Raw genomic sequence first — 25,065 nt, 5'->3', positions numbered from 1 at the left:
CCGGCTCAGCCGGCGAGCACCTGGAGGACCAGCGCCCGGCTGGTCGACTGGCCTTCCTGGTTCGGCATCGAGAGGTAGCTCGGCGTCATCTCGACCAGGCGGCAGCGGCCGGCTGCCGAGAGCGTCTCGAGGTGGGTCTCGAAGCCCTCCTCGTAGAGCTTGTCCTTGACCGTCAGCACGACATGGCCACCGGGCCTGACGATGCGCAGCAGCTCGTCGAGGCCGCTCGGGTCGGCGTGGGCGATGGTGAAGACGCCGCCGCAGACCGCTGCCGCGAAGGCGCCGTCCTCGTAGGGCAGGCGCTTGCCCAGGGCGGCCTGGCGCAGGTCGTCGTAGGCGCCCTTGCGGCGCGCCACCTCGAGCATGCCGCTCGAGAGGTCGAAGCCGGCCACCCTGCGGTAGCCGAGGATCTTCAGCCACTCGCCGAGCAGGCCGGTGCCGACGCCGGCGTCGACGATCGTCCCGGCATCGGCGGCGACATGGCGGGCCAGCAGGCCGATGCAGATCATCGGATGGCGGTAGCCGGCCTTGAGCATGTCGGCGTCGTAGTCCTGGGCCCAGGCGTCGTAGGTCTCGGCCAGCGTGTCGACGGACTCGGCGCTGTAGACGTCGTGCAGATGGTCGACTTGCTTGGCGTCGCTCATGAAGATCTCCCCTTCGGTGGACAGGGTCGCTGGACGGCCGGCCGGCGACGCTCGCCCGGGCGGCGCAGCGGACGGCTCGACATCTGTGTGGTTGCAGGTCGCTTGCCGGTCAATTACCACAGAAACCCACAAAAAGCGACAGCCCGCGACCGTCGCGGCCCGGCCCATGGCCGTGCGATGCTCGGCCGGGCCGAGACCGCGGAACAGCAGAGAGGAGGCGATCGTGGCCGAACTGGAACAGCAACTCGCCCGGATCCCGGCGCTGCGGGGCCAGGCGCCGGACGCCCTCGGGATCGAGCGCCTGGGCGGCCTGACGAACCTGGTCTACCGCGTCACCGGCGCCGGCCGGGACTGCGTGCTGCGCGTGCCGGGCGCCGGCACCGAGGCCTACATCGACCGCAAGGTCGAGGCGGTCAACGCCCGCGCCGCCGCCGCCGCCGGGGTCGCGCCCGAGGTGCTGTTCTTCGACGAGTCCGACGGCCTGATGCTGATGCCCTACGTCGACGCCGCGACCATGACGCCCGAGCGCTTCCGCAGCGTGCCGGGCGCGGCGGCGCGGGCCGGGCGGGCCTTCCGGCGCCTCCACGACAGCGGCCAGCGCTTCGCCTTCCGCTTCGAGCTCTTCGCGATGATCGACGGCTACCTGAAGGTCCTCGCGGAGCTCGGTGCGGCGCTGCCCGACGGCTACCACGAGGTGGTCCGCGAGGCCGGGGCGGTGCGCGCCGTGCTCGACGCCCGGCCGGCGGCGCTCAGGCCCTGCCACTGCGATCCCCTGTGCGAGAACTTCCTCGATACCGGCGAGCGCATGTGGATCGTCGACTGGGAGTATTCCGGCATGAACGACCCGCTCTGGGACCTCGGCGATCTCTCGGTCGAGGCCGGCCTCGATGCCGGGCACGAGGCGGAGCTGCTGGAGGCCTGGTGCGGCGGCCCGGCGAGCCCGGCGGTCCACGGCCGCATGGTGATCTACAAGGCCATGTGCGACCTGCTCTGGACGCTCTGGGGCCTGATCCAGCACGCCAACGGCAATCCGGCCGATGACTTCTGGGCCTACGCGATCAACCGCTTCGAGCGCTGCAAGGCCCTGATGGGCAGCGCCGCGTTCGGCCCCTGCCTGCAGGCCGTGAAGGAGGGGTGAGAGGGGGGCCCTTTTCCGCCTCTCTCTAACGGTTCCCTCTCCGCCCCTGGGGGCGGAGAGGGCAGGGAGAGGTGGGGGATTCCGTCGTCACGGCGGGCACCTTCACTTCTGGCAGGCTCGGCAGCCCCACCTCTCCCCGGCCCTCTCCGCCCCAGAGGGGCAGAGAGGGGGATTCAGGAAAATCACCCCGCGATCAGCAGCTCGACCTCCTGCTCGCGCAGGCGCTCGGCGAAGGCCTCGGGCGGCGGCCGGTCGGTGACCAGCAGGTCGAGCCGGCCGATGTCGCAGACCTTGACCGGCGCCTGGTTGCGGAACTTGCTGACGTCGGCGACGGCGACGACCCGCGCGGCGCAGGCGATCACCGTCTGGCAGAACTCGGCCTCCTGCAGGTGGAAGTCCATGACGCCCTCGTCCGGGTGCAGCGCGCCGACCGAGATGATCGCGAAGCGCGCCCGGAAGCGCTTGACGAACTCCAGGGCGTTCGGCCCGAAGGTCGCGCCGTCGTCGCCGCGCAGCTCGCCGCCGGCGAGATAGACCCGGTTGCCCTTCTTGCCGTTGGCCAGGGTGCGGGCGATCTCGACGCTGTTGGTGACGACGAAGAGGTCGCGGTGGTCGGCCAGGGCGCGCGCCACGTAGGCGGTCGTGCTGCCGGTGTCGAGCATCAGGGAGTCGCCGTTCTCGACCAGGGCCGCGACCCTGCGCGCGATCGCCTGCTTGGCGGCGGCGTTCTGGCTCATGCGCTTCTGGAAGGCCGGCTCGCGCCGGATGTCCGGCAGGATGACGCCGCCGTGCACCCGCTCGACCAGGCCCTTGCCGGCCATCGCCTTGATGTCGCGCCGGATCGTCTCGTCGGAGACGCCGAGCGTCCGGGTCAGCTCGGCGACGGTCGCCGAGCCGCTGCCGTCGAGGGCTTCCAGGATGGCGTTCTGACGCGCCGTGCGATGCACCGTTCGTCCTCCGATGACTTCCGACCCAGGGTAGTCGCCCCTCGAGCGGCTTCCAACCCGGTTATGTGGGATTTTGTGGTTTTCGGTTGACAGCCCGCAAGGCCGGCCGCCTAACATGGAGGCCCTAGGGAGCGATGCCAAACGCATCTTCGAGATGTGTGCAAGGCCGACGCGCAGCAACGAAGACAAGAAAGTCCGACGCGCCCGGGATTTCTGATGCGACGGCGTCCGGCTGCGGGCGCCGAGGGGAGAGGACGCCGCCGCGACCAGGGGGTCGCGACAAGGGGATCCGGGACGGCTTTCGGCGGTGCCCTGTCCGAACCGCAACCAACAGGGAGGCATGGATCGATGGCGAATGCTCTTGGCAAGCTGGTGGGCGGGGCGTGCCTGCTCGCCGGCGCTCTGGCAGCGGTGACGGCGTCCGCGGCCAGCTATCCGGAGTCCGACGACCCGATCAAGATGACCATCAACGACTGGACCGGCCAGTACCTGACCACCCATATCATGGGCAGCGTGCTGGAGAAGATGGGCTACAAGGTCGACTACGTGCAGGCCGACTACCTGGCCCAGTTCGCCGGCCTGGAGAGCGGCGACCTCGACGTCGCCATGGAGATCTGGGAAACCACCGGCAAGGACGCCCTGGAGGCCTCGCTGAAGACCGGCGACACGGTCGACCTGGGCGAGACCGGCATGCAGGCCAAGGAGGAGTGGTGGTACCCCAAGTACGTCGAGGAGAAGTGCCCGGGCCTGCCCGACTGGAAGGCGCTGAACGACTGCGCCAAGATCTTCGCCACCCCTGAGACCTCGCCCAAGGGACGCTATCTCTCCGGCCCGGTCACCTGGGGCGGCCACGACGAGGAGCGCGTCGAGGCGCTGGGCCTGAACTACGAGGTCGTGCACGCCGGCACCGACGCGGCCCTCTTCGCCGAGGTGCAGTCCGCGATCCAGCGCAAGCAGCCGATCCTGGCCTGGATCTATACGCCGCACTGGCTGCCCATCAAGTACAAGGGCGAGTGGATCAAGTTCCCCGAGTACGAGCCGGGCTGCTACGACGATCCGAAGTGGGGCAGCAACCCCGACAAGGCCTTCGACTGCGGCAAGCCGCACGGCTGGATCAAGGCGGTCGGCTGGGCCGGCGGCGAGAAGAAGTGGCCGGCGGCCTACAAGGCGATCCGCAACTTCACCATGACCAACCAGGCCATGGGCGAGATGATCGCCAAGGTCGACCTGGACGGCCAGCCGGTCGAGACGGTCGTGCAGGAGTGGATGGACAAGAACCAGGACACCTGGAAGTCCTGGCTTCCGAAGGACTAGGCGCCGGCGGCGCCGAAACGGCGGGCGCCCGGGCCGGTACCGGGCGCCCGCCGGCCGTTCTGTCGTATCCTCTCCCGATCGCGAAGCCAGGGATCTCCCGCCATGCCGTCGCCGACCGTCGCCGCAGCGACCCGTCCGCCGCAGGCCGAAGCCGGACCGTCCGGGGCCGCCGGCGTCAAGCTGACCTGCCGCGGGCTCTGGAAGATCTTCGGCGAGGGCGGCCGACGCTTCCTCGAGCGCCACGGCGGCGCGCCGACCTCCGAGCAGCTGGCGGCCGGCGGCCTGATCGGCGCGGTGCGCGATGCCGGCCTGGAGATCCACGACGGCGAGGTCTTCGTCATCATGGGCCTGTCCGGCTCGGGCAAGTCGACCTTCGTGCGCTGCCTGTCGCGCCTGATCGAGCCGACCGCCGGCGAGCTGATCTTCGAGGGCCGCGACCTGCTGGCCGCCAGCGAGCGCGAGCTGACCGAGATCCGCCGGCACAAGATGGGCATGGTGTTCCAGCACTTCGCGCTGCTGCCGCACCTGACCGTGCTCGGCAACGTCGCCTTCCCGCTCGAGGTCCAGGGCGTCGGGCGCGCCGCCCGCGAGGCCCGCGCCCTGGAGGTCATCGAGCTGGTCGGCCTGAAGGGCCGCGAGAGCTATTTCCCGCGCGAGCTCAGCGGCGGCCAGCAGCAGCGCGTCGGCATCGCCCGCTCGCTCGCCGTCGAGCCGGAGATCTGGTTCCTCGACGAGCCCTTCTCGGCGCTCGACCCGCTGATCCGGCGCGAGATGCAGGACGAGTTCCTGCGTCTGCAGCGGGTGCTGCGCAAGACCATCGTGTTCATCACCCACGACTTCGACGAGGCGATCCGCCTGGCCGACCGCATCGCCATCATGAAGGACGGCCGCATCGTCCAGATCGGCAGGCCGGAGGACCTGGTGACCAGCCCGGCGACGCAGTACGTCGCGGAGTTCACCCGCGACGTCTCGCGCGCCAAGGTCCTGTCCGTGCGCTCGGTGATGTCGGCGGTCCCAGAGTCTGCAGGCCCCGAGTCTGCAGGCCCTGAGTCGGACGGCTCCGGGGCCGCCGGCGGCGAGCTGGCCGGCGAGCTGCCGGCGGCGGCGCGCATCGGCGAGGTCGCCCGCCGCGTGCTCCGGGCCGAGCGGCCCTTCGCCGTGGTCGACGAGGCCGGCCGGGTGGTCGGCCGGCTGGAGCCCGGCCAGGTGCTGGAGGTGCTGGCGCCCGGCGAGGCCGCGCCGGGGCCGGGCGGCGAGGGTGGGGTCAAGGCCGCGCAATGACCGTGACCGGCGAGATGGCGACGGCTCCGGCCGTGCCGCGCCGCCCCGGCCTGCTGGCCTGGGTCGCGGCGCTGGCCGTGCTGGTCGCCCTGTGGCTCGCCGCCGGCCGTCTGACCTGGCTGGTCGCCTGGCCCGACGGCTGGATCGTGCCGCTGCGCTACTGGATCAGCGACGCGATGCACTGGCTGGTCCGAGACGCGACCTTCGGCCTCTTCACCTTCAAGGAGTTCACCCGGGCGATCGCCTGGGTGCTGAACCTGCCGCTGCAGGCCTGCCTGGTCCTGCTGTCGCGGGGCTTCGAGGTGCCGCTCGGCGCCGCGACCCTGGCGGTGCCGCCGCTGTCCTGGCTCGGCGTGCTGGGCGCCATGACCTTCGCGTCCTGGCGGGTCGGCGGCCGGCGGCTGGCGCTGCTGGTCGGCCTCTGCTTCGGCTACCTGGTGGTCTTCGGCCAGTGGAACAGCGCCATGGTGACGCTGTCCTCGATCCTGGTCGCGGTGCCGCTCGGCATCGTCGGCGGCGCGCTGCTGGGCATCGCCGGCTATCGCAACCGCGAGGTCGAGCGGGCGATGACCCCGATCCTCGACCTGATGCAGACCGTGCCGGTCTTCGCCTACCTGATCCCGGTGCTGTTCCTCTTCGGCTTCGGCCCGGTCTCGGCGATGATCGCGACGATCGTCTACGCCCTGCCGCCGATGGTGCGCATCACGATCCTGGCGCTGCGCGCGGTGCCGGCCGAGGTCGTGGAGTTCGGCCGCATGGCCGGCTGCACAGAGCGGCAGATGCTCTGGAAGGTGCTGCTGCCCTCGGCGCGCTACGGCCTGATGGTCGGCGTCAACCAGGTGATCATGCTGTCGCTCAACATGGTCATCATCGCCTCGATGATCGGCGCCGGCGGCCTGGGCCACGACGTGCTGGCCGCGCTGCGGCGCCTGGCGATCGGCGCCGGCCTGGAGGCCGGCGTGGCGATCACCGTGCTGGCGATCTCGCTCGACCGGCTGGGCCAGGCGATCGCCAGCCGCGGCGCCACGCCGGTCCACGTGTTGCGGGCCCGGGGCTTCGTCGCCCGCCACGGCACCCTGATCGGCATCCTCGGCATCCTGGCCGGCGCCTACCTGCTGGCCTTCCTGGTGCCGGCGCTGCGCCACTACCCCGACGCGCTGACCGTCAACACCGGGCCGTTCTTCGACAAGCTGGTCGAGTGGGTCAACGTCCACCTCTTCACCTACCTCGACGCCGTCAAGTCGAGCCTGCTGATCTACGTCCTGATCCCCTTCAAGCGCTTCCTGGTCGGCCTGCCCTGGCCGGGCGTCGCGCTGCTGCTGGCGGTCGCCGGCTGGCGCATCGGCGGGCCGCGCCTGGCGGCGCTGGTCGCGGCGCTGGCGGTCTTCGTCGCGGTCACCGGCAACTGGGAGAAGGCGATGATCTCCGCCTATCTCTGCGGCATCTCGGTGGTCGTCGCGATGCTGATCGGCCTGCCGGTCGGCATCCTGGCGGCCGGCAGCGAGCGCATCCACCGGATCGCCCAGAACACGGTCGACACGCTGCAGACCCTGCCCAGCTTCGTCTACCTGATCCCGGTCGTCATGCTGTTCCAGGTCGGCGACTTCTCGGCGATGATCGCGATCGTCGCCTACGCCGTGGCGCCGGCCGTGCGCTACACCGACCACGGCATCCGCGGCGTGCCCGGCGAGATCGTCGAGGCCGCGCGCATGGCCGGCTGCCGGCGCGGCCAGCTGCTCTGGAAGGTGCAGATCCCGCTGGCCCTGCCCGAGATCATGCTGGGCGTGAACCAGACGATCATGATGGCGCTGTCGATGCTGGTGATCTCGGCGCTGGTCGGCACCCGCGACCTGGGCCAGGAGGTCTACATCGCCCTGACCCGCGCCGACACCGGCCACGGCCTGGTCGCCGGCCTCTGCGTCGCCTGCATCGCCATCGTCGCCGACCGCCTGATCGGCGCCTGGGCGGCCCGGCGCCGCGAGGAGCTGGGCATGGAGCAGAGGGCCTAGGCGATGGTGGCTTCGAGCCGGGACCCCGCGGCGCGCGTCGCCGGCCTCTCGCTCTGGTCGGGGCCGGTCGAGCCGCGGCCGATCACCGGCGGCATCACCAACACGAACTTCCTGGTCGAGGACGGCGCGGAGCGCTTCTTCGTGCGCGTCGGGGCCGACATCCCGGTGCACGGCGTGATGCGCTTCAACGAGCTGGCCGCCGCCCGGGCCGCCGAGGCCGCGGGCATCTCGCCGGCCGTGGTCCATGCCGAGCCCGGCGTGCTGGTCATCCGCTTCGTCGAGGGCCGCAGCCTCACGGAGGCCGACCTGCGCGAGCCGGCGATGCTGGAGCGTGCCGTGCCGCTGGTCCGGCGCTGCCATCGCGAGATCACCCGCTACCTGCGCGGGCCGGTGCTGATGTTCTGGGTCTTCCACATCCTGCGCAGCTATGCCGGGGTGCTGCGCGACGCGGCCAGCCCGCGGGTGCCGCTGTTGGCCGACCTCCTGGAGCGCGCCGAGCGGCTGGAGCGGGCGGTCGGGCCGATCGAGGTGGTGTTCGGCCACAACGACCTGCTGCCGGCCAACTTCCTCGACGACGGCGAGCGGCTCTGGCTGATCGACTGGGACTACGCCGGCTTCAACTCGCCCTTCTTCGATCTCGGCGGCCTGTCGTCGAACAGCCAGCTGGCGCCCGAGGCGGAAGAGCTGCTGCTCGGCCTCTACTTCGGGCGCGCGCCGACCGGTGACGACCGCCGGGCGCTCGCCGCCATGAAGGCGGCCTCGCTGCTGCGCGAGAGCCTCTGGTCGATGGTCTCGGAGATCCACTCCGGCATCGACTTCGATTTCGACGCCTACACGGCCGAGAACCTGGCGCGCTTCGAGCGCGCCTGGGCCGCCTTCCTGCCCTTCGAGCGCAACTAGAAGAAACCGCGTGAGGTCGCCATGGTTGAGGTTCCCAGCGCCGCCCAGGTCGTCGTCATCGGCGGCGGCATCATCGGCTGCAGTACCGCCTATCACCTGACCCGCGCCGGGGTCCGCGACGTCGTGCTGCTGGAGCGGCACAAGCTGACCAGCGGCACCTCGTTCCATGCGGCCGGCCTGGTCGGGCAGCTGCGCTCCAGCGCCAACATCACGCGCCTGCTCAAGTACTCGGTCGAGCTCTACGGCCGCCTCGAGGCCGAGACCGGCCAGGCGACCGGCTTCAAGCAGAACGGCGGCCTGCGCCTCGCCTGCAACGCCGAGCGCATGACCGAGATCCGGCGCCAGGCGACGACCGCCCACTCCTTCGGCCTGGAGATGCACCTGCTGGGCCCGAAGGAGGCCGGCGAGCTCTGGCCGATCATGGAGACGAAGGACCTGGTCGGCGCCGCCTACCTGCCGACCGACGGCCAGGCCAACCCCTCCGATCTGACCCAGGCGCTGGCCAAGGGCGCGCGGGCCGAGGGCGCGCGCATCGTCGAGGGCGTCTCGGTGACCGGCATCAAGGTCGTGCGCGGCCGGGTCGTCGGCGTGGTCACCGACGCCGGCGAGATCGCCTGCGAGAGCCTGGTCAACTGCGCCGGCCAGTGGGCGCCGGGCATCGGCCGCCTGGCCGGCGTCTCGGTGCCGCTCTCCTCGATGCAGCACCAGTACCTGGTGACCGAGCGCATCGAGGGCGTCGAGCCGGGGCTGCCGACCCTGCGCGACCCCGACGGCCTGATCTACTTCAAGGAGGACGTCGGCGGCCTGGTCATGGGCGGCTACGAGCACAGGCCGCTGCCCTGGGCCGAGCAGGGCATTCCCGAGGGCTTCGTCTTCTCGCTGCTCGACTGGAACTACGAGCAGTTCGAGCCGCTGATGGAGAGCGCCCTGCACCGCGTGCCGAAGCTGGCCGAGGCCGGCGTGCGGCAGTTCGTCAACGGCCCCGAGTCCTTCACGCCGGACGGCAACTTCATCCTCGGCGAGGCGCCGGGCCTCAGGGGCTTCTTCGTCGGCGCCGGCTTCAACGCCTTCGGCATCGCCGCGGCCGGCGGCGCCGGCTGGGCGCTGGCCGAGTGGGTGGCGCGCGGCGAGCCGCCGATGGACCTCGCTGCCGTCGACATCCGCCGCTTCGGCCAACCGCACCGCAGCGCCGAATGGGTGCGTGCCCGCACCGTCGAGGCGACCGGCAAGCACTACACCATGGCCTGGCCGCATGAGGAGCACGAGAGCGGCCGGCCGGCCCGGGTCTCGCCGCTCTACGGCCGCCTCAAGGCGGCCGGCGCGGTGTTCGGCGAGAAGCTCGGCTGGGAGCGGCCGAACTGGTTCGCCCGCGACGGCGAGGCGGCGGCCGACGTCTACAGCTACGGCCGGCAGAACTGGTTCGAGGCCGTCGGCGAGGAGCACCGGGCGGTGCGCGAGCGGGTCGGGCTGTTCGACCAGTCCTCCTTCGCCAAGTTCCTGATGGTCGGGCCCGACGCCGCCTCGGCCCTGTCCTGGATCTGCGCCGGCGACGTCGCCCGCGAGGTCGGGCGCCTGACCTACAGCCAGCTCCTGAACCGCCGCGGCGGCATCGAGTGCGACCTGACGGTCGCACGGCTCGCCGAGGACCGCTTCTACATCGTGACCGGCACCGGGGCCGCGACCCGCGACTTCGACTGGATCGAGCGCAACATTCCCGAGGGCGCCAACGCCCAGCTGATCGACGTCACCTCGGCCTATGCCGTGCTGACCGTGATGGGGCCGCGTGCGCGGGCGCTGCTGGCGCGGGTGACGGCGGCCGACCTCTCGAACGAGGCCTTCCCCTTCGCGACCTGGCGGGATCTCCCGATCGGCGGCGCGCCGGTGCGCGCGCTGCGCGTCACCTACGAGGGCGAGCTCGGCTGGGAGCTGCACCTGCCGAGCGAGACCGCCGCGGCCGTCTACGATCGCCTGGTCGAAGCCGGCGCCGACCTCGGCCTCGCCAACTGCGGCTACCGGGCCATCGAGTCCCTGCGCCTGGAGAAGGGCTACCGCGCCTGGGGCAGCGACATCACCAGCGACGACACGCCGCTCGAGGCCGGCCTCGGCTTCGCGGTCAAGCTCAAGTCCAACCAGCCCTTCCTGGGGCGCGAGGCCCTGCTGGCCCAGCGCGAGGCCGGCCTGAGGAAGCGCCTAGCCTGCTTCACCGTCGAGGACCCGTCGGTCGTGCTGCTCGGCCGCGAGACGCTCTACCGCGACGGCAAGCGGGTCGGCTACCTGGCCAGCGCCGGCTGGGGCTACACCGTGGGCGCCAACATCGGCTACGGCTACGTCCGCTCCGCCGAGCCGATCGACAGGGCCTTCCTGTCGGCCGGCCGCTACGAGCTGGAAGTCGCCGGCGAGAAGGTCGCCTGCGCGGTCCACGAGGGCCCGCTCTACGATCCGACGATGGAGCGGGTGAAGGCCTGAGGCCGGCCGGCTACCAGCCGCCTCCGCCGCCGCCCCCGCCGCCGCCGCCGGACGAGCCGCCGGAGGAGCCGCCGCTGCTGCTCGAAGGCCGGGTCGCGGCGGTCGAGGCGGCGCTCACGAGGCGTCCGGACAGCGCGTTCGAGACGGCCGCCGGGCCGGCCCAGGTCGCGCCGTGCCGGTCGTACCAGCTGGGCCGGTAGGAACGGCCGCCGCCGGAGGCGCCCCGGCTCGCGGCCAGCCGCGCCTCGACCTTGTCGCTCCATTCCTGCTCGACGCCGAGGGCCATGGCGTAGGGCAGGTGGTGCTCGAACAGGGCCTCGGTGATCTCGGGCTCGCGGCCGGCCAGGTTCAGCCGGTCGGACTCCGCGACGGAGAGATAGAGGCGGTAGCCCTCGAGCGCGTCCAGCGTCTGCCGGCCGATCCGCGTCGGCGCCTTCATCCAGAAGAAGAACAGGATCGTCGCGACCACGGCGACGGCGGCGATCGCCAGGGCCGCCGGCGGCACGACCTCGCCGCCCAGAAGGAAGACCAGGAAGAGCGGCAGCAGGCAGACCGCGGCGATGGCGAGCCGGCCGGCCGCCCTCGGCAGGCGGCGCGTCCAGGAGCCGCCCGATCCGAGCTGGCTGAGCGCGGCGGCCACGAAGCCGACGGCGACGCTGGTGAAGGCGACGGCGAAGGGCGTCAGGAACAGGACCATGACGAGCGAGTCCTCGGTCCTGATGTCGGGCAGCAGCGTCGCCAGCACCGTGACCGCCGCGAGGGCGGCGCCGAGCAGCCAGTAGCGGCCGTTGGCCCGGAAGAAGGTCCGGGCGAACTCGCCGTCGAAGGCATCGGTCAGCGCCGAGCGCGCCGCGTCCATCCGCGGCTCGTAGCGCTTGCCGAAGGTGATCGAGCCGCTCGTTGTCTTGGGGAACAGCGAGTGCAGCACCGCCCGCTCGCCCGGCGGCAGGCCGGCCTGCCCCGTGCCCTCGGGCCTGTCCGTGCGCTCGAGGGTGAAGAGCCGCTTGTCCTCCTCGAAGCGCAGCAGGCCCCTGGTCGCGAGGCTGGTTAGCGCGACCGTCAGGGCGCGGGTGCCGGAGAAGGCGTCGGCGAAGCCGGCGTGCCAGACATAGCCGGCGCCGACCGGCGACAGGCCGCGCGGCGCCTCGAACAGCGGGATCACCACGCCCTTCGCCGGATCGCGCCCGACCCGGTGCCACATCAGCAGGAAGTAGAGCAGCAGGCAGAGCGTGAGCGGCGCGCCGACGGCGGGGCCGATGTTGGCGCGCAGCCAGCCGAGCCGCTCCTGCGCCGCGCTCGGCGGCTCGACCGCGCCGGCCGGCCAGACTACCGCGACGGTGAAGCCCTCGCCGGGCGCGAGCCTGCGCGTCGTCTCCAGGCGGACCTCGCCCGGGCGGCTCTCGGTCGTGCGGAAGTCCCGGCCGGCTTCGCCGCGACGGCCAGTGTAGCCGGCGAGCCGGAGCGCGGTCAGGCCACCGGGGATCGCCACCGTCACGGCCGCCCGCTCGATCGGGAAGGCCCAGGCGTCGCCGGTCACGTTCCAGTAGAGCTCGTCCTCGCCGTCGCGGAACAGCAGCTGCCGGTCGGTGCGATAGGCGATCCGGTAGCGATGGGGGCCGGGTCGGACCAGCCGGTTCGCCGCGCCGACGTAGATGCGGATGCCGGCATCGAGGTCTTCCGTGGAATAGGGCACCGGCGCACCGTCCTGCTCGACGCCGGTGATCTCGAAGCCGACCAGGTAGTTGAAGCCGGTCGCCGTCAGGCTGCGCAGCGGGAAGTCGCGATAGATGCCGTGGCGGATCTGGTCGTTCGCGGCGACGACGTCGATCGTCTCCACGACGTCGAGCGTGCCGCCCTGCTCGACGCGGATGTCCGACTGGAAGGCCGTGATCCGCTCGCGCTCGGCCGCCGTCGCCGGGCCGGCGAGGGCGGGCAGCAGCGCGACCAGGGCGGCGATCGCCAGGCCGGCTCGGCGCAGCCCGGTGCGGCTGGCGGGCGGGCGGGTCACGCGGCCTCTCAGAAGGCGACCTTGGGGAGGAGGCGGTCCCCTGCGTGCTCGACCTCGTAGTACTCGGCCGGCTGGAAGCCGAAGCGGCGGGCCACGAGGTTGCTCGGGAAGGACTCGATGCGCGTGTTCAGCTCGCGCACCGAGCCGTTGTAGTAGCGCCGCGCCATCTGGATCTGGTCTTCCAGCGCGGCCAGGTTGCGCTGCAGCTCCAGGAAGCTCGAGTCGGCCTTGAGGTCGGGATAGTTCTCGGCGACGGCGAAGAGCCGGCCCAGGGCGCTCGACAGCTCGCCCTCGGCCTGCTGGCGCGCGCCGACGCCGGCTCCGGCACCTTCGCTGGCCTGGACGTGGGCGCGCGATTCGGTGACGTCCTTGAGCACGCCGGCCTCGTGCGAGGCGTAGCCCTTCACCGTGGCGACCAGGTTCGGCACCAGGTTGGAGCGCCGCTTCAGCTGGACGTCGATGCCGCTCCAGCCTTCGCGGCTGCGCTGCCGGGCCGCGACCAGGCGGTTGTAGGCGACGACGATCCAGCCGCCGACCAGGACCGCCAGGGCCAGCAGGATCCAGAGCAGGGAACTCATCTCGCGGACCCCATGTCTGCGCAGCTTTTCGTTTGCGGGGCGAGGGTCGGCCGTGCGAGAGCCTGCGTCAAGTTGTCAATTCCACAGCCCGGCTGTGGGCTTGGACCGGGCGAGAGAGGACGCATGGACTGGGTCGAGATGGCCTTCCAGCTGGCGCTGATGGCGGCCGGCTATCTGCTCGGCGCCGCGTCCGGCTTCTTCGCCGTCCGCCTGGTCGGCCTGGGGGTCGTGCCGAACGCCGCGGCGCTCTACGTGCTGGCGCTGCCCCTGGCCAGCACCCTGGTGACCGAGGGCTTCACCCGGCTCTGGCGCCATACGCCCGGCTCCTTCGGCCTGGGCGGCCTGACCGCCTTCCTGCCGATGCTGGTCGCCGGCGCCGGCATCGTCGTCCTGCTGGCCGGCGCGCAGAGGCTGGTCGCGCCCTTCGATCCCTCGCTGCCGGACCGGGCCGGGCCGCTGACCGTTTGGGTCGGCCTCGCCGCCTTCTGCAGCCTGGCCGCCCTCGGCTTCTGGCGCTTCTGGCCGGAGCCGACGGCGCGGCTCTGGTGAGGCGCCGCCGGCCGGTCCCTCAGAGGTGCCCGGCCAGGAACGCCAGCGTCCGCTCGAAGGCGAGGTCGCTGCTCTCCCGATGGAACGAGGAGCGCTCGGCATTGGCGAAGCCGTGGCCGCCGCCGGGATAGACGTGGAGCTCGAGCTCGGGATAGGCGGCGCGGATCGCCTCGACGTCCGACAGCGGGATGCTCTGATCGGTCTCGCCGAAGTGCAGCTGGACCGGGCAGCGGGGCTTCAGGTCGAGCTGCTTGGCGATGCCGCCGCCGTAGTAGCCGACGGCGCAGGCCAGGCGGTCGCCGAGCTTTCCGGCCGAGGCCCAGGCCAGCCGGCCGCCCCAGCAGAAGCCGATCACGGCAGTGGGCGCCGCGGGCAGGGCCGCCAGGGCGGCGCCGATGTCGGCCACGACGTCGTCCTGGGCCAGCGCCTGCATCAGCGCGATGCCCTTGGCGCGGTCGTCGGGCTCGTAGCCGAGGTCGACGTCGGGCTCGACCCGGTCGAAGAGGGCGGGGGCGAGGGCGCGGTAGCCCTCGGCGGCGTAGGTCTCGCACAGCCCGCGCATCTGATGGTTCACGCCGAAGATCTCCTGCAGCAGCACGACGTTGCCGCGCGCCTGGCCCGCCGGCTCCGACAGCCAGCCGCCGAAGGCCGTGCCGTCGCTGCGCTCGATCCGAACCTTCTCGCCCATGCTGATCGCCTCCCTTTCGGTGTCTTCGATTGCGGCCCGCGCTTCCACGTCCCTCGACAGGCTCGGGACGAAGCGGCAGGCGGAGCTCGTCGAGCTCTCTGGCCGCCTGCTCCTACGTCGGCTTCGTCCCGAGCCTGTCGAGGGGCGTGACGCCACACCCCCCGCCGTCCCTCAGAGGAACATCTCCGGCTGGCTCGCCGCGAGCTGCTCGTAGATCGGCTGGAAGTGCAGCCAGCCGATGTACTCGCTGCCGACGTGCTCGCGGCTGTAGCGGGCGCGCTCGGGCGGCACCAGCACCGGCTTGTGGCCGGTCGCCTCGACCATCAGCTGCTGGTGGCAGCAGCGCTCCAGGGCGATGAACCAGAAGGCGGCGGCATCGATCGAGTGGCGGCTCGCGGTCAGCAGGCCGTGGTTCTGGTGGATCGCCGCCTTGACGCCCTTGAAGGCGGCCGCGACCTTCGGGCCGGCCTTGGTCTCGACGGCGACGGCGCCGGCCTCCTCCTGGATCACCACGTGGTCCTCGAAGAAGGCGCAGGCGTCCTGGGAGATCGGCGCCAGCGGCCGGCCGAGCGCGGCGAAGGCGACGCCGTAGAGCGTGTGGGCATGGCACATCGCCAGGATGTCGGGATGCGCCTCGTGGACCGCCGCGTGCAGCACGAAGCCGGCGCGGTTGACCGCGTGCTCGCCCTCGACGACGCGGCCGTCGTGGTCGACCAGGATCAGGTTCGACAGCGTCACCCGGTCGAAGTGCACGGCCATCGGGTTGGTCCAGTAGAGCTCCGGCCGCTCCGGATCGCGGATCGTCAGGTGGCCGGCGAAGCCGTAGTCGAGCCCGGCCTGGGCGAAGGCGCGGCAGGCGGCGACCAGGCGCTGCTTGCGGTAGAGCCGCTCCTCGGCGGCGGTCTCGAACTCCGGGATGCTCGGGAACTTCAGGTCGGGCTGCTCGGGCTGATAGATCGACTGGCGATTGCCGAGGTCCAGCATGGCGGTCTTCGTCTCCCTTGGCTGCGCGGCGCCCCCCGGAACCGGGCGTTCTTCTGCCTGGGCGTCAGCTTACGGGTTGCGGCGGGCCCTGGCGACGGGCCAAAGAGGGGCAGCGGCCTTGCCCGAGAGGCATAGCGCCCGCCAGACACCGCCCGCCAGACACGTCCCGAGAGACAGGAAGGACCGACGCCATGACCGAGATCGCGATCCAGCCCGAGCGCCTGCTCCAGGACCTGGAGACCCTGCGCTCCTTCGGGCGCTGCGGCAGCGGCGTGGTCCGGCCGGCCTATTCGGAGGCCGACGTCGCGGCGCGGCGCTGGCTGGCCGGGCGCATGGCCGAGGCCGGCCTGCAGCCGGTCTTCGATCCCGTCGGCAACCTCTTCGGCCTGCCGCCGGGCTCGGCGCCCTGCCTGCTGATGGGCTCGCATTCGGACAGCCAGCCCGAGGGCGGCTGGCTCGACGGCGCCTATGGCGTGATCGCCGCCCTGGAGGTCGCGCGCGCCAGCCTGGAGTGCGGCGGGCCGCCGGTCGCCGCGGTCTCCTTCCAGGACGAGGAGGGCCGCTTCACGACCCTGACCGGCAGCCGCATCTGGGCCGGCCTGATGCCGCTCGACCGGGCCGACGAGATGACCGATGACGAGGGCACGACCCTGGCCGAGGCGCGGCGGACCATGGCCGCGCTCGACGGCGGCGCCTTCGTCGCGCCGGACCGCTTCACCGCCTTCGTCGAGGCCCATATCGAGCAGGGCCCGGTGCTCGACAGCGAGGGCGGCCGGATCGGCGTGGTCGAGAACATCGTCGGCATCCGCAGCGAGCGCTACCGCTTCGAGGGCCAGCAGAACCACGCCGGCACGACGCCCATGCGTCTCCGCCGCGACGCCTTCCAGGGCCTCGCCGAGTTCGTGACCCTGCTCAACGTGCGGCTCGCGCCGCTCGTCACGCTGGCGACGGTCTGGACCATCGGCCATGTCGCGCTGCATCCCAACGCCTCCTCGATCGTGCCGGGGCGCGTCGACTGCACGGTGCAGTGGCGCGACGCCGAGGTCGGGCGCCTCGACCGCATGGAGGCGGTGATCCGCACGACCGCCGAGGAGGTCGCCGGCGCCCGCGGCCTCGGCTGCACGCGCTCGGCCTACGCGGCGATCGAGCCGACCCGCATGGAACCGGCGCTGGCGGCGCGCATCGAGCAGGCGGCCAGGCAGCTCGCGCCCGGCCTCTGGCGGCGTATGCCCTCGGGCGCCCTGCACGACGCCGCCAACGTCTCGCACCTGCTGCCGGCGGCCATGCTGTTCGTGCCCTCGAAGCGCGGCATCAGCCACTCCTTCGAGGAGGACACGGCGCACGACGACCTGGTGCTCGGCGCCCGGGTGCTGGCCGCGGCGGCGACGGCCGTCTAGCGGCACAAGGGCGATTGTTGCAGATCAATGGCGGTCCCGTGAAACCCGCCTAAGCAGGAGCCGTCGGGCCGGCCGCTGCGGTCGGCCGGGAAGGTTGCTCGGCCATGCGTCCGGCCTCTCTCTACCGCTACATCTGGCAGACCACGCGGCGTCGCCAGGTCCTGATCCTGCTGCTGACCGGCCTGATCGTGCCGCTCGCCATGGTGCCGCTCGAGGTGCAGCGCCGCATCGTCGACCGCGCCATCGTCAAGGGCGACCTCGGCGAGCTGGCCCTGCTGGCTGGCGCCTACCTGTCGGTGATCCTGGTCCAGGGCGGCCTGAAGTACGTCCTCAACCAGCACAAGGGACGGGTGCTGGAGGACGTCGCGCGCGACCTGCGCCGGCGCCTGCTGATCGACTGCGCGCCGCGTCCGGAGTCGGACGGGCCGTCAACCGCCGGGCCGCCGCCCGATACCCTGGTGGTTGACGGCGCGGGCGATTCGCCGGTCGACGAGGGCACGATCGTCTCCGTGCTGGCGGCCGAGGCCGAGGATGTTGCCGGCTTCGCCAGCGAAAGCCTGTCGGTGCCGCTGCTGCAGAGCGGCACGATCCTGGTCGTCGCCGGCTACCTGCTCTGGGTCCAGCCGCTGATCGCCGTGCTGGCGATGCTGATCTACCTGCCCCAGGGCATCGTCGTGCCGCGGGTCCAGCACGCCATCAACCGCCTGGCGCGGGCCCGCACCAACCTGGTCCGCCGGCTCGGCCACGAGGCCGCGGCGCACTGGATCGAGGCGCCGGAGGCCGGCCGCTCGACCCACGCCGAGCGGGCGCTCAGGCTGATCGAGCAGATCTACGCGACGCGGATCCGCATCTATCTGCGCAAGTACTTCCTGACCTTCCTCGGCAACTTCCTCGACGCGCTCGGGCCGATCGTCGTGCTGTCGGTCGGCGGCTGGCTGGTCATCCAGGGGCGCACCGAGGTCGGCACGCTGGTCGTCTTCATCTCCGGCTTCCAGAAGCTCTCCGACCCCTGGGACCAGCTGATCACCTTCTACCGCATGCTCTCCAACGCCTGCGTCTCCTACGGCCTCGTGGTGGGCGTGCTGCGCGGCGGCGCGGTGGCGCCGTCGGGGGTGGCGCCGTCGGGGGTGGCGCCGTCGGGGGTGGCGGCTGGGGCCGAGCGCCCGGCCTTGCCGGCGTGAGAGGCGCGCCGCCGTCTTCTCCCCTTCGCTTCGTCCTGAACCTGTCGAACGGCGGAGCGAAACTGGCACTGCCCGTGCCGGAATGGCTTCACCCTTCGACACGCTCAGGATGAAGCCATTGGGGAGAAGAGGCGCGAGGTCGCTGCCCTACCGGAACGCCTCCGGGCGCAGCCGCTCGATCACCCCTGCCACCGTCAGCTCCTCCGGCGCGCCGCCGTCGAGGCGCAGGCTGACCCGGCCGCTCTCCGCCTCGCGCCGGCCGATCGCCAGCAGGGCCGGGATACCGGCGGCATGGGCCTCGGCGACCTTGCGGCCGAGCCGCTCGGGCCGGAGGTCGAGGGCCGTGCGGAAGCCGGCTTCCTCCAGCGCCGCGGCGACCTCCTCGGCGCGGCCGGCCTGCTCGGCGCCGAGGCTGGCGACCAGGATCTGCTCCGGCGCCAGCCAGAGCGGCAGGCGGCCGCCGTGGTGCTCCAGCAGGATCGCCAGGAAGCGCTCCAGGCTGCCCAGCACCGCCTGGTGCAGCATCACGGGGCGGACCTTGCGGCCCTCGGCGTCGACGTAGGCGAGGTCGAAGCGCTCGGGCATCACGAGGTCGAGCTGGATCGTGCCGCACTGCCAGGCGCGGCCGCGGCTGTCCCGCAGCACGAACTCCAGCTTGGGGCCGTAGAGCGCGCCCTCGCCGGGCTGCGGGCGCGGCTCGAGCCCGGCCGCGGCGGCCGCGGCGGCCAGGCGCGCCTCGGCCTCGTCCCACTGCGCCTCGCTGCCGATGCGCGGCTCGGGCCGCGTCGAGAGCGCGACCGACCAGTCGGCGAAGCCGAAGTCGCCGTAGACTTCCGCGACCAGGCGGCAGAAGCGGGCGACCTCGGCCTCGACCTGGTCGGGCGCGCAGAAGATGTGCGCGTCGTCCTGGACGAAGGCGCGGCCGCGCAGCAGGCGCGTTGAGCGCACCCGAGGGCTCGTTGCGGTGGCAGGTGCCGAACTCGCAGAGCCGGAGCGGCAGGTCGCGGAACGAGTGCCCGGCGCGGGCGAAGATCTGCGTGTGGCCGGGGCAGGAGACCGGCTTCAGCGCGACCTCGCGGCCGCCCTCGCCGAGCGTCATCATGCCGCCGCCGAAGCCCTGCCAGTGGCCGCTCGCCTCCCAGATCGGCCGGGCCAGCAGCTGCGGCGTGCGCACCTCGCGGAAGCCGGCGCGGCGCATGCGTCTTCGCATGGTGTCCTCGACGACGCGCCAGAGCGCGAAGCCGCGGGGGTGCCAGAAGATCTGGCCGGCGGCCTCCTCCTGCTGGTGGAAGAGGTCGAGACGGCTGCCGATCGCCCGGTGGTCGGGCGCGTTCTCGAAAGCGTGGTCCTGAGGCTCCATGGGTCTCTCCGTCGGTCTGCCCGGCCGGCCGGACGGAGTCCCCGAAACGCGACGAGGCCCCGTCCGTTGCCGGCGGGGCCTCGTGGGTTCGTCGCTGTCTGCTGCCGTCTTCTAGCGCACGCGACCTCCCCGCGGCCCGCCGATGCGGGTCGTGGTGGTGGTCGCGGTGGGCAGGTGACGGCGCATGGGAAGGAAGATCGTCGAGGCGGGCGCGACGGTCAAGGGGCGGCCGTTCCGCGTCATGTCTTCGGCGTGCCGTCCTGGTGCAGCTTCAGCGCCGCGTAGACGAAGCCGTTGGCCGGGGTGGGCACGCCGAGCGCCTTGCCGAGGGCGACGACCTTGCCGGACAGCCAGGGCAGCTCCAGGCGGTTGCCGCGCTCCAGGTCGAGAGCCATCGAGGCCTTGACGTGGGCGCCCAGGCCGTTGGCGCGCTCGGCCAGGACCTCGACCAGGCCGTCGTCGAGGGCGACGCCGCCGGCCTTGCCGACCGCCAGGGTCTCGGTCATGACCTGGAGCAGCAGGGCGCGGGTGTCGGGATCGGCGCGGACCTCGCCGACGGTGCGCCGGGTGACCGCGGTCAGGGCCGAGAGGCCGACCAGCATGATGAACTTGGTCCAGAGCGCGGCCTGGATGTCGGCCGGCCGGGCGTGGTCGATGCCGGCCTCGGTGAGCGCCGCGTCGAGCCGCTCGCAGCGGGCGCTGGCGCGGCCGTCCAGCTCGCCGAAACGGATCCGCTGGAAGGCGCTGACGCAGCGGATCAGGCCCGGCTCGGCGATCGCCGCCGAGATCTCGGCGACGCCGCCCAGCACGTGCTGCGCGCCCAGGATCGCGGCGATGCGCTCCTCGGAATCGACGCCGTTCTGCAGCGACAGCACGGCAGTGTCCGGCCCGATCAGCGGGCGGCAGGCCTCGGCAGCGGACTCGGTGTCCCAGAGCTTGACCGAGAAGAGCACGAAGTCGACCGGGCCGATCGTCGCCGGATCGTCGGTCGCGGCGACCGGCAGGGTGAAGGACTCGCCGGGCGCCTCGACCGCCAGGCCCCGGTCGCGCATCGCCTTCAGGTGCGCGCCGCGGGCGACGAAGGTCGTCGGGAAGCCGGCGCGCGCCAGCCTGGCGCCGAAGAAGCCGCCGACCCCGCCGCTGCCCATGATCGCGAAGCTCGCCTTCGTCCCGTCCATGCCCTGTCGCTCCCCTGGCTGTCCCGTTCCGGCCTGTCTCCGGTCTGATAGGCGAGGGCGGGGCGGCGGCGCAACGCCGGCCGGCGCGGGGCGGGGTTGCACGGGGGCGGGTGGATCGAGGCGGCGGCCGGGGATAGAACAGCAACCCTGACCTATCTCGGAACGGATGCTGCCTTGGTCGACCTTCCTCCCCTCGGCGAGCTGGCCTGGCTGGCCGGCGCCATGATCGCGACCGGCGCCTTCGCCGGCATCCTGGCCGGCCTGCTCGGCGTCGGCGGCGGCATCGTCATCGTGCCGGTGCTCAACGTCATCCTGACCGTGCTCGGCGTCGAGCCGGCGATCCTGATGCACGTCGCGGTCGGCACCTCGCTGCTGACCATCATCCCGACCTCGATCGCCTCGGCGCGGGCTCACGCCCGGCGCGGCGCCGTCGACTGGGCGCTGATCCGGCGCTGGGGCGCGACCATCGTGCTCGGCGCGATCCTCGGCGGCGTGGCGGCGTCCCATCTGCGCTCGGCGGCGCTCAGCCTGATCTTCGCGGTCATCGCGCTCTCGGTCGCGCTGTTCATGCTGCTGCGGCCCGAGGGCCGGTCGCTCTTCCCGCGCCTGCCCAGGGGGCTGCTCGGCCAGCCGATCCCGCTGCTGATCGGCGGGCTCTCGACCCTGATGGGCATCGGCGGCGGCACGCTCGGCGTGCCGATCCTCAGCGCCTGCGCCTATCCGGTGCGCAGCGCCGTCGCGACCGCCAGCCTGTTCGGCCTGCTGATCGCCGTGCCGGGCAGCGCCAGCTTCGTCATCGCCGGCTGGGGCCACCCCGACCTGCCGCCCTTCAGCCTGGGCTTCCCGAACCTGCTCGGCCTGGTCTGCATCGCGCCGCTGACCATCCTCTTCGCCCCGCTCGGCGCGAAGATCGCCCACACCATCCGTCCGGGCCTGCTGCGCATCCTCTTCGCCCTCTTCCTGACCCTGACCTCGGTCAAGATGCTGCTGGGCGCGCTGGGGGTGTTCTAGGGGCGGCGACTGCCGCCGCGGCGATCTGTGTCATTGAGGTTGCGGCACAACGCCGCTCTATGAGCAATCGGGCCAGGGAATCGAGAATCGCCCGCAAGGTTGGAGTCTGGAGCGATGAAGGCGAGCGACGTGATGACCACCGACGTGGTGTCGGTGACCCCGGACACGCCGGTCCAGGAGATCGCACGGCTGCTGGTGCGCCGGGGCATCAGCGCGGCGCCCGTGGTCGACGCCCACGGCCAGCCCGTCGGCATGGTCAGCGAGGGCGACCTGATCGGGCGCGACGAGACGGCGCGACAGGCGCGCAAGGACTGGTGGCTGGTCTTCCTGGCGGAGCGCGGAACGCCCGACCCGGAGCGCCTGGCCGAGCGGCAGGCCGGCGAGCTCAAGGCGCGCGACGTCATGTCGGCGCCGCTCATCACGGTCGGCGAGCGCACCGACATCGGCGAGATCGCGCGGCTACTGGCGGTTCATCACGTCAAGCGCGTGCCGGTCGTCCGCGACGGCCGGATCGTCGGCATCGTCAGCCGGGCCGACCTGCTGCGCGGGCTGATCGAGGAGGAGGCGGAGAAGCCGGCCGCGCCGAAGAACGGCCGCCTGCTGTCCGGCGTGCTCGACAAGCTCGACGGCCGCTTCCTGCATCGCGCCCATCCGGCCGCGGCGGCCACGGCCCCTGCGCCGTCTGCTTCGGCCGAACAGCGCTCCGACGAGGCCGACTTCTCGGTCGACGACTTTCGGCACCTGCTGTCGGACCGCAAGCGCAGGGAGCGGGCGGAGCGCGAAGCGCAGCGGCAGGCGGCGGCCGAGCGCAGCCGCCGCACGGTGGCCGCGCTGATCGACCATCACATCTCCGACGAAGGCTGGCGGGATCTGCTGCACCAGGCCCACGAGGCGGCGGAGCGCGGCGAGAAGCAGCAGCTTCTGCTGCGCTTCCCGAACGAGCTCTGCAGCGACGAGGGCCGTGCCATCAACGCGCTCGAGCCGGACTGGCCCTCGACGCTGCGCGGCGAGGCCGCCGAGGTCTATCTGCGCTGGGAACGGGAGCTCAAGCCGCGCGGCTTCCACCTCTCCGCCATGGTCCTCGAGTTCCCCGACGGCAAGCCGGGCGACATCGGCCTGTTCCTGGTCTGGGGCGAGTAGGCGGGCCGGGGCCGCGGCTGAAGCGCTGAGCGCCTAGAACGCGTCGGGCTGGTACTTCGGCTGGGTCGTCTCGAAGGCCTCCAGGGACATGCAGCGCTCGTAGACCGCCATGGTCGTCGGGTAGTCGTCGAGCGGGCAGTCGAAGCGCCGGGCGTTGAAGACCTGCGGCACCAGGCAGATGTCGGCGAGGCCGGGATGGTCGCCGAAGCAGAAGCGGCCGGCCTCGCCGCTCGCGGCCAGCGTCGCCTCGAACTTCTGGAAGCCGTCGGCGATCCAGTGGCGGTACCAGCTGTCGCGGTCGGCGTCGCTGAACTTCCAGGTGCCCTGGAGGTACTTGAGGACCCGGAGGTTGTTCAGCGGGTGGATCTCGCAGGCGACGATCTGGGCCAGGGCGCGGACCTGGGCGCGGCCGCTCGGGTCGTCGGGCAGGAAGGGCGGCTCGGGATAGCTCTCGTCCAGGTATTCCAGGATCGCCAGCGACTGGCCGTAGGCGACGCCGTCGTCGACCAGGGTCGGCAGCAGGCCCTGGGGGTTGAGCTTCAGGTAGTCCGGGCTGCGGTGCTCGCCCTTCGGCAGGCTGACGTAGTGCGACTCGTACTCCAGCCCCTTGAGCGCCAGCGCGATGCGCAGGCGGTAGGAGGCCGAGGATCGGAAATAGCCGTAGAGCTCCATGCTGCCGTGTCTCCCGGGCGTGATCGATTGGCGTCCTTGCCGGTCCGCGCGGCCCGGCGGGCGAGCGCGGGACGCGGAGCGCGGGACCGGTGCGAGGTCCGGAAAGGTGCGCGGCCTGCCGGCTTCCCGCGATGCGACACGACCGCGCCCCGCGGCGGGCTCCGCCGCGGGGCGCCGGTCCGCACTCTATTCTAGCCCGCCGGGCGCGTCTCGACCAGGCAGGGGCGGCTCTCGGTCTTCCGATACCAGGCGGCGAGCTTCGGTGCGCCGGCGCGCCAGTCGTGGTCGGCGAAGCGGAAGTCGAGGTAGCCGAGCGCGCAGGCGGTCGCGAGCGCGCCGATGTCCAGCTCGCCGGACAGGTGGTCGATCCAGTGCGCCTCGAGCTCGGCGACCGAGGAGTCGATCTTCGCCATCTGGCCGGTCAGCCAGTCGTCCCAGCGCTTGTCGGCCGGACGCAGCGCCACCTCGTAGCGGGCCAGCAGCGCGGCGTCGAGCAGCGCCTGGGCCAGGGACAGCAGCGTCAGGGCGCGCCAGCGCGCCGGCCCCTCCGCCGGGAACAGGCGCCGGCCGCCGTGCCGGGAGTCGAGGTACTCGCAGATCACCCGGCTGTCGTAGAGCGCGCTGCCATCCTCGAGCAGCGCGGTCGGTACCTTGCCGGAGGGATTGCGGGCGACGATCGTCGCGTCGCGCTTGACCGGCCCGGCGGCGCTGGGCAGCCGCTCGATGTCGCCGGCCTGCCCGGTCTCGAACGCCGTGGCCATGACGAGCCGCACGTAGGGCGAGGCCGGGGAGTGGAAGAGCTTCATGCGTCCTGTTCCTCTCTGGACAAACGGTGGCTGGTGGTGCGGGAGAGCCGCTCGGCGGGATCGGCCGGCGCCAGGCGGTGGCGCCGCCTCAGGTCGGCGCAGAGCAGCTCGCCGGCGTAGGTCACGTGCTCCCACATGATGTTCTCGGCACGCCGGCCGTCGCGCGCCAGGAGCGCCGCCAGGATGCGATGGTGGTCGTCGTGGGAGCGCCGGATGATCTCGTAGTCGTCCCACAGGAAGACGCGGTCCGAGGCCAGCGGGACGTTGTGGGTGCGGCGCACGAACTCGACCACCCAGGGATTGCCGGAGGTCGCCATGATGCCTTCGTGGAACTCGACGTTCATGCGGCGGTAGGGCGCCAGGTCGTCGGGGTCGAGGCGGCCCCTGCCGAGGATCCGGTCGCCCTGCTCGACGTAGCGCCGCAGCTCGGCCGCCCGCTCCTCGGACAGGCCGCGCTCGGCGGCCAGCCGGCAGGCCAGTCCCTCCAGGTTCGCACGCACCTCGAAGGCGGCGCGGATGTCCGCCAGTCGGAAGCTGCGCACGGTGAAGCCGCGGTTCGGCGAGTAGTCGAGCAGGCCGTCCTTGGCGAGCTCGGCCATCGCCGTGCGCAGCGGCGTGCGGGACAGGCCCAGCGCCTGGGCCAGCGCGTCCTGCTGCAGGCGGGAGCCCGGCGGGATGCTGCCCTCCAGGATCCGCTCGCGCAGGATCGCGGCGGCGACCTCGGTGCTGGTGGGGGGGCGGCTCATGACGGTCCCGGTGGCTCGCGAGGGGGCGGATCATGACAGGCGGCCCGGCCGGTGACAACCGGCGAGCG

The 25,065-nt window shown here is 72.3% G+C and carries 22 protein-coding genes and 1 pseudogene; 11 read left to right on the top strand and 12 right to left on the bottom strand.

The genetic code is table 11. From position 1 onward, the window contains the following. Positions 1-5 precede the first annotated feature (5 nt). Positions 6-644, bottom strand: a complete 639-nt coding sequence (locus tag B9O00_RS15355; RefSeq protein WP_085123576.1) for a class I SAM-dependent DNA methyltransferase — start codon at positions 642-644, stop codon at positions 6-8. A 223-nt stretch (positions 645-867) separates the two neighbouring features. Here B9O00_RS15355 and B9O00_RS15350 point away from each other — a divergent pair, with 223 nt between their 5' ends. Next, on the top strand, positions 868-1,782 hold the full coding sequence (locus B9O00_RS15350) for a choline/ethanolamine kinase family protein (protein ID WP_200808528.1): 915 nt from the start codon (positions 868-870) through the stop codon (positions 1,780-1,782). Positions 1,783-1,964: 182 nt separating this feature from the next. On the opposite strand, the gene B9O00_RS15345 is transcribed toward B9O00_RS15350, so the two are convergent. Further along, positions 1,965-2,729, bottom strand: coding sequence for a DeoR/GlpR family DNA-binding transcription regulator (locus tag B9O00_RS15345; protein WP_085123574.1), 765 nt, complete (start codon positions 2,727-2,729; stop codon positions 1,965-1,967). A gap of 348 nt (positions 2,730-3,077) precedes the next feature. Between B9O00_RS15345 and B9O00_RS15340 the strand changes: the two genes are divergently transcribed. From B9O00_RS15340 to B9O00_RS15320, 5 genes are all read left to right on the top strand, one after another. Then, positions 3,078-4,043 carry an ABC transporter substrate-binding protein gene (locus tag B9O00_RS15340; protein WP_085123573.1) on the top strand — a complete coding sequence of 322 codons (966 nt, stop codon included), beginning with the start codon at positions 3,078-3,080 and terminating at the stop codon, positions 4,041-4,043. 102 nt (positions 4,044-4,145) lie between these two features. Then, positions 4,146-5,324 carry a quaternary amine ABC transporter ATP-binding protein gene (locus tag B9O00_RS15335; RefSeq protein WP_085123572.1) on the top strand — a complete coding sequence of 393 codons (1,179 nt, stop codon included), beginning with the start codon at positions 4,146-4,148 and terminating at the stop codon, positions 5,322-5,324. Further along, positions 5,321-7,333, top strand: coding sequence for an ABC transporter permease (locus B9O00_RS15330; protein ID WP_085123571.1), 2,013 nt, complete (start codon positions 5,321-5,323; stop codon positions 7,331-7,333). Before B9O00_RS15335 ends, B9O00_RS15330 begins: the two co-directional genes overlap by 4 nt. 3 nt (positions 7,334-7,336) lie before the next feature. Beyond that, on the top strand, positions 7,337-8,233 hold the full coding sequence (locus B9O00_RS15325; protein WP_085123570.1) for a choline/ethanolamine kinase family protein: 897 nt from the start codon (positions 7,337-7,339) through the stop codon (positions 8,231-8,233). 21 nt (positions 8,234-8,254) lie between these two features. Continuing rightward, entirely contained in the window at positions 8,255-10,699 is a 2,445-nt protein-coding gene (locus B9O00_RS15320) for a GcvT family protein (protein WP_085123569.1), read from the top strand. A gap of 10 nt (positions 10,700-10,709) precedes the next feature. Here the strand turns inward: B9O00_RS15320 and B9O00_RS15315 are convergent, their stop codons facing one another. Together B9O00_RS15315 and B9O00_RS15310 are read right to left on the bottom strand one after the other, a co-directional pair. Then, on the bottom strand, positions 10,710-12,707 hold the full coding sequence (locus tag B9O00_RS15315; protein WP_143596248.1) for a DUF2207 domain-containing protein: 1,998 nt from the start codon (positions 12,705-12,707) through the stop codon (positions 10,710-10,712). An 8-nt stretch (positions 12,708-12,715) separates the two neighbouring features. After that, the gene (locus B9O00_RS15310; RefSeq protein WP_085123567.1) at positions 12,716-13,285 is read right to left on the bottom strand and encodes a LemA family protein; all 570 of its coding nucleotides are present in this window, start codon (positions 13,283-13,285) and stop codon (positions 12,716-12,718) included. Positions 13,286-13,408: 123 nt separating this feature from the next. Here B9O00_RS15310 and B9O00_RS15305 point away from each other — a divergent pair, with 123 nt between their 5' ends. Further along, positions 13,409-13,834 (top strand): hypothetical protein, encoded by a 426-nt coding sequence (locus tag B9O00_RS15305; RefSeq protein ID WP_085123566.1) that lies wholly within the window; start codon positions 13,409-13,411, stop codon positions 13,832-13,834. Positions 13,835-13,853: 19 nt separating this feature from the next. Here the strand turns inward: B9O00_RS15305 and B9O00_RS15300 are convergent, their stop codons facing one another. Further along, complete coding sequence (locus B9O00_RS15300; RefSeq protein WP_085123565.1) at positions 13,854-14,522, bottom strand: dienelactone hydrolase family protein; 669 nt, start codon at positions 14,520-14,522, stop codon at positions 13,854-13,856. 171 nt (positions 14,523-14,693) lie between these two features. Next, positions 14,694-15,506: a class II aldolase/adducin family protein gene (locus tag B9O00_RS15295; protein ID WP_085123564.1), complete on the bottom strand. Its 813-nt coding sequence runs from the start codon at positions 15,504-15,506 to the stop codon at positions 14,694-14,696. Between the two features lie 191 nt (positions 15,507-15,697). Between B9O00_RS15295 and B9O00_RS15290 the strand changes: the two genes are divergently transcribed. Continuing rightward, complete coding sequence (locus B9O00_RS15290) at positions 15,698-16,903, top strand: hydantoinase/carbamoylase family amidase (protein ID WP_085123563.1); 1,206 nt, start codon at positions 15,698-15,700, stop codon at positions 16,901-16,903. A gap of 104 nt (positions 16,904-17,007) precedes the next feature. Beyond that, positions 17,008-18,084: an ABC transporter ATP-binding protein gene (locus tag B9O00_RS33505; RefSeq protein WP_085123562.1), complete on the top strand. Its 1,077-nt coding sequence runs from the start codon at positions 17,008-17,010 to the stop codon at positions 18,082-18,084. 147 nt (positions 18,085-18,231) lie between these two features. Here the strand turns inward: B9O00_RS33505 and B9O00_RS34030 are convergent, their stop codons facing one another. The 3 genes and pseudogenes from B9O00_RS34030 to B9O00_RS15275 all read right to left on the bottom strand — a co-directional run bounded on the left by B9O00_RS34030 (position 18,232) and on the right by B9O00_RS15275 (position 20,622). Then, the gene (locus B9O00_RS34030; protein ID WP_200808527.1) at positions 18,232-19,032 is read right to left on the bottom strand and encodes an aminoacyl--tRNA ligase-related protein; all 801 of its coding nucleotides are present in this window, start codon (positions 19,030-19,032) and stop codon (positions 18,232-18,234) included. A 55-nt stretch (positions 19,033-19,087) separates the two neighbouring features. Beyond that, positions 19,088-19,183: pseudogene (locus tag B9O00_RS34255) on the bottom strand (hypothetical protein); the annotation flags it as partial. A gap of 500 nt (positions 19,184-19,683) precedes the next feature. Next, positions 19,684-20,622: a ketopantoate reductase family protein gene (locus B9O00_RS15275; protein ID WP_085123561.1), complete on the bottom strand. Its 939-nt coding sequence runs from the start codon at positions 20,620-20,622 to the stop codon at positions 19,684-19,686. Between the two features lie 174 nt (positions 20,623-20,796). Here B9O00_RS15275 and B9O00_RS15270 point away from each other — a divergent pair, with 174 nt between their 5' ends. Further along, on the top strand, positions 20,797-21,633 hold the full coding sequence (locus tag B9O00_RS15270) for a sulfite exporter TauE/SafE family protein (RefSeq protein WP_235017135.1): 837 nt from the start codon (positions 20,797-20,799) through the stop codon (positions 21,631-21,633). 114 nt (positions 21,634-21,747) lie between these two features. Beyond that, positions 21,748-22,773, top strand: a complete 1,026-nt coding sequence (locus tag B9O00_RS15265; protein ID WP_085123560.1) for a CBS domain-containing protein — start codon at positions 21,748-21,750, stop codon at positions 22,771-22,773. Between the two features lie 33 nt (positions 22,774-22,806). Here B9O00_RS15265 and maiA read toward each other — a convergent pair whose 3' ends face one another. The 3 genes from maiA to B9O00_RS15250 all read right to left on the bottom strand — a co-directional run bounded on the left by maiA (position 22,807) and on the right by B9O00_RS15250 (position 24,997). Then, positions 22,807-23,445 (bottom strand): maleylacetoacetate isomerase, encoded by a 639-nt coding sequence (gene maiA / locus B9O00_RS15260; protein WP_085123559.1) that lies wholly within the window; start codon positions 23,443-23,445, stop codon positions 22,807-22,809. Between the two features lie 191 nt (positions 23,446-23,636). Continuing rightward, positions 23,637-24,251 (bottom strand): glutathione S-transferase, encoded by a 615-nt coding sequence (locus tag B9O00_RS15255; RefSeq protein WP_085123558.1) that lies wholly within the window; start codon positions 24,249-24,251, stop codon positions 23,637-23,639. After that, positions 24,248-24,997, bottom strand: coding sequence for a GntR family transcriptional regulator (locus B9O00_RS15250; RefSeq protein WP_085123557.1), 750 nt, complete (start codon positions 24,995-24,997; stop codon positions 24,248-24,250). Before B9O00_RS15250 ends, B9O00_RS15255 begins: the two co-directional genes overlap by 4 nt. Positions 24,998-25,065 lie beyond the last annotated feature (68 nt).

The sequence above is a fragment of the Tistlia consotensis USBA 355 genome (genome assembly GCF_900177295.1).
GTDB lineage: Bacteria > Pseudomonadota > Alphaproteobacteria > Kiloniellales > DSM-21159 > Tistlia > Tistlia consotensis.
This window is presented reverse-complemented; position numbering and strand designations above follow the sequence as displayed.

Coding starts and splice junctions, on each gene's coding strand:
- B9O00_RS15355 (WP_085123576.1), bottom strand. CDS start 644: ATGAGCGACGCCAAGCAAGTCGACCATCTGCACGACGTCTACAGCGCC.
- B9O00_RS15340 (WP_085123573.1), top strand. CDS start 3,078: ATGGCGAATGCTCTTGGCAAGCTGGTGGGCGGGGCGTGCCTGCTCGCC.
- B9O00_RS15335 (WP_085123572.1), top strand. CDS start 4,146: ATGCCGTCGCCGACCGTCGCCGCAGCGACCCGTCCGCCGCAGGCCGAA.
- B9O00_RS15330 (WP_085123571.1), top strand. CDS start 5,321: ATGACCGTGACCGGCGAGATGGCGACGGCTCCGGCCGTGCCGCGCCGC.
- B9O00_RS15325 (WP_085123570.1), top strand. CDS start 7,337: ATGGTGGCTTCGAGCCGGGACCCCGCGGCGCGCGTCGCCGGCCTCTCG.
- B9O00_RS15320 (WP_085123569.1), top strand. CDS start 8,255: ATGGTTGAGGTTCCCAGCGCCGCCCAGGTCGTCGTCATCGGCGGCGGC.
- B9O00_RS15310 (WP_085123567.1), bottom strand. CDS start 13,285: ATGAGTTCCCTGCTCTGGATCCTGCTGGCCCTGGCGGTCCTGGTCGGC.
- B9O00_RS15305 (WP_085123566.1), top strand. CDS start 13,409: ATGGACTGGGTCGAGATGGCCTTCCAGCTGGCGCTGATGGCGGCCGGC.
- B9O00_RS15300 (WP_085123565.1), bottom strand. CDS start 14,522: ATGGGCGAGAAGGTTCGGATCGAGCGCAGCGACGGCACGGCCTTCGGC.
- B9O00_RS15295 (WP_085123564.1), bottom strand. CDS start 15,506: ATGCTGGACCTCGGCAATCGCCAGTCGATCTATCAGCCCGAGCAGCCC.
- B9O00_RS15290 (WP_085123563.1), top strand. CDS start 15,698: ATGACCGAGATCGCGATCCAGCCCGAGCGCCTGCTCCAGGACCTGGAG.
- B9O00_RS33505 (WP_085123562.1), top strand. CDS start 17,008: ATGCGTCCGGCCTCTCTCTACCGCTACATCTGGCAGACCACGCGGCGT.
- B9O00_RS15275 (WP_085123561.1), bottom strand. CDS start 20,622: ATGGACGGGACGAAGGCGAGCTTCGCGATCATGGGCAGCGGCGGGGTC.
- B9O00_RS15265 (WP_085123560.1), top strand. CDS start 21,748: ATGAAGGCGAGCGACGTGATGACCACCGACGTGGTGTCGGTGACCCCG.
- maiA (WP_085123559.1), bottom strand. CDS start 23,445: ATGGAGCTCTACGGCTATTTCCGATCCTCGGCCTCCTACCGCCTGCGC.
- B9O00_RS15255 (WP_085123558.1), bottom strand. CDS start 24,251: ATGAAGCTCTTCCACTCCCCGGCCTCGCCCTACGTGCGGCTCGTCATG.
- B9O00_RS15250 (WP_085123557.1), bottom strand. CDS start 24,997: ATGAGCCGCCCCCCCACCAGCACCGAGGTCGCCGCCGCGATCCTGCGC.